Genomic DNA, 2,851 nt, shown 5'->3' on the forward strand with positions numbered 1-2,851 from the left:
CGGTGGCTGGACCTATGGCTACGGCTACGGCTGGGACTTCACCATCGGCTGGGACCACGGCTGGACCTACCTTGACGGCTGGAGCTACCTCTACGGATAGATTTCGTAAGGCTGGAAATTTATCCATGCCAGCCTGAACACTTACCGCGAGAAAACACCCCGATTAATTCGGGGTGTTTTTCTTGGGGGAGGACTGGATAGCTTAGTGCCTGTTGAGATTCAGGTTTCCCATTTGCTATGAGTTCTGATTCAACCTTCCAAAAGGGAGGTCTGACTGTAACCGGTGTTCTGAGACCCCCTTTCACATAACGTTATGATCTAAGAGTCCAAGGAATGCCCCCATTGGGTGGCCCGGTTTGATTGTTAGTGCATGACCGGCCTTTGGTCCATCAGGACAACGCTTTCGGGAGCCGGTGGTCGGTATCCCAGGGCGCTGTGAGGCCGGACTGTATTGTAGTGTTTCCTCCATTCTTCGATCAGGATCGTTGCTTCCTTCAGCGAGTAGAATATCTCCCCGTTGAGCAGCTCGTCGCGGAACTGGGCATTGAAGCTCTCGCAGTACCCATTCTCCCAGGGTGATCCAGGCGTGATGTATGCGGTCTTTGCTCCGACAGCGGAGATCCAGTCTCGGACCTTCTGCGCAATGAAGCGAGCCTTGTTGCGCCATTGATGGAGTGGATGGCGCCCGCTTCCGGAATCGCAATGTGCCACATTGGGTGCTGTACAGAATCACCAATGACGGGACCCACCCATGAACGAGATTACCACAATCGGAGTCGATCTGGCGAAATCCGTTTTCCAGTTGCACGGCGTGAGTTCTGAAGGGAATGTCGTTCTTCGCCGTCAACTCCGGCACAGCCAGATGCTGGAGTTCTTCCAGACTATGCCTGGCTGCCTGGTCGGCATGGAAGCTTGCGCAAGTGCGCATAACTGGGCACGCGCGTTGGCCGAACTGGGGCATGAGGTCCGGCTGATGCAGCCAAGCTACGTGAAGGGCTATGTGAAGAGAGGCAAGACCGACCAAGCCGATGCGGAGGCGATCTGCGAAGCCGTTACGCGCCCGTCGATGCGGTTCGTGCCAACGAAATCGGAGGCGACGCAGGGCCGGTTGGTCATCCACAAGGCGCGCGAGTTCCAGGAGCGCCAGCGGACGCAGATCGTGAATGCGATCCGGGCGCATTTGGGCGAGTTCGGAATTGTCATTCCAAAGGGGATCCACAAAATAGATCGGCTGATTGCGGCCTGCGATGAGGCAAAGCTGCCGGTCCCGGCGCGCAAGGCATTGAACCTGTTGGCCGGCCAGTTGACCGACACGCAGAAGCAGATTGAAGACTTGACTAGCGAGGTGCCCCGCAACGCGGTAACCGACGAGGCCGCGCGGCGCCTGCAAACGATCCCGGGTATCGGCCCAATATCCGCCGATGCGCTGGTCGCCGCGCTGCCCGACATCTCGGACTTCAGGTCTGGCCGCGATCTCTCGGCTTGGATCGGTCTAACACCAAAGCCCCATTCATCGGGTGGCAAGGAACGGCCGGGACGGATCTCGAAGATGGGCAACAGCTACCTTCGTCGCCTGCTATACCTCGGCGCCATGGCGCAGGTCAGCGCACGCCGCCGCGGCAAACCGGGCAACAACTGGCTGTGGGGGATCATTCAGCGCAAGAAACCCAAGCAGGCGGCGATTGCGCTGGCCAATCGTATGAGCCGGACTGTCTATGCGCTCCTTCGGGACGGAACGGAATTCCAGGTGGCCCAGGCCACCTGAACGCAACCTGGGGCAAACCACGATGGAAAGGCAAGTGCATCGTGAGATGATGACGAATGGTGGACATATCGCAGAGGACACCCTGTTCGAACCGGAGCGCATCGACGCGCGTGCCATTGATTGGGACCGAAGCGACCGCGGAATACATCAAGGCGCGCAGCCACCGTGCTGCAACTCAGACGCCGTATACATGGCCGCACCCGACCAGACGCCAAAATCGCATCGAAGCAGACTTGCCCCGCGGGCGCCATCCATACATGGTTCGAGCAACAACGGCGAGCGGGCCATTGTCGGATCGTATGTAGTCCGGCGGCCCGCGCAGGATGAACAGGTCCGTCAGCGCATCGACCACATCGGTCGAGTTGAGCTTCCGATCCACACGGATCATCAGCGCCTCCCTGGTGAACTCATCGATGATGTTGAGTGTTCTATACACCCGCCCGTCATGTGTGCGATCCTGAACGAAATCATAGGACCAGACGTGGTTCGGGCGTTCCGGTCGCAACCGGGGCAAGATCCATCGTTCAGCCACAGCCGTCCTTTCTTTCGTTGCTTCGGCGGAACCTTCAGCCCTTCACGTTTCCAAATGCGCTCGACCCGCTTGTGGTTCACACACCACCCGGCCTGGTTCAGCAGCGCCGTCACCGGGCGATAGCCGTAGCGGCCATACTGTCTCGCCAGTTCGATGATGTCGTCCGTCAGGCGTGCCTCATCAGGACGCCCTTGTGGAACCTTGCGTTGCGTGGATCTGTGCTGCCCCAATGTGCGACAGGCACGGCGCTCCGAGACGCCCAGTTCCTGTCGCACATGGTCGATGCATCTGCGCCGACGCGAAGGGCTCAGAAGTAATGGGATGGTCCGCCCTTCCCAGAGGAGCGCTATGCCAGCCATCCTTCCATGGGAGAGTAATACAGGAGGAATGGACAATGACAGAGATTGCAGTTGTTGGGATCGATCTTGGCAAGAACGTCTTTCACCTCATCGCCATGGACGGCGCGGGCAACATCGTGAAGCGGCGGAAATACACACGACCGCAATTGTTCGCCCTGTTCCGGTCCCTGCCACCGTGCTTGGTTGGGATGGAGG

General features: G+C 58.9%; 1 protein-coding gene and 2 pseudogenes. 1 reads left to right on the forward strand and 2 read right to left on the reverse strand.

The genetic code is table 11. The annotated features are described in order from the left end of the window. Nucleotides 1-363 precede the first annotated feature (363 nt). A pseudogene (locus BLR85_RS28075) lies at nucleotides 364-660 on the reverse strand (integrase core domain-containing protein); the annotation flags it as partial. Between the two features lie 91 nt (nucleotides 661-751). On the opposite strand from BLR85_RS28075, the gene BLR85_RS28080 reads away from it, so the two are divergent. After that, nucleotides 752-1,765 (forward strand): IS110 family RNA-guided transposase, encoded by a 1,014-nt coding sequence (locus tag BLR85_RS28080; protein WP_093165152.1) that lies wholly within the window; start codon nucleotides 752-754, stop codon nucleotides 1,763-1,765. Nucleotides 1,766-2,012: 247 nt separating this feature from the next. Here the strand turns inward: BLR85_RS28080 and BLR85_RS28085 are convergent. Beyond that, nucleotides 2,013-2,611, reverse strand: a pseudogene (locus tag BLR85_RS28085) (IS3 family transposase); the annotation flags it as partial. Between the last annotated feature and the right edge of the window lie 240 nt (nucleotides 2,612-2,851).

This window comes from Aliiruegeria lutimaris, assembly GCF_900099935.1.
GTDB lineage: Bacteria > Pseudomonadota > Alphaproteobacteria > Rhodobacterales > Rhodobacteraceae > Tropicimonas > Tropicimonas lutimaris.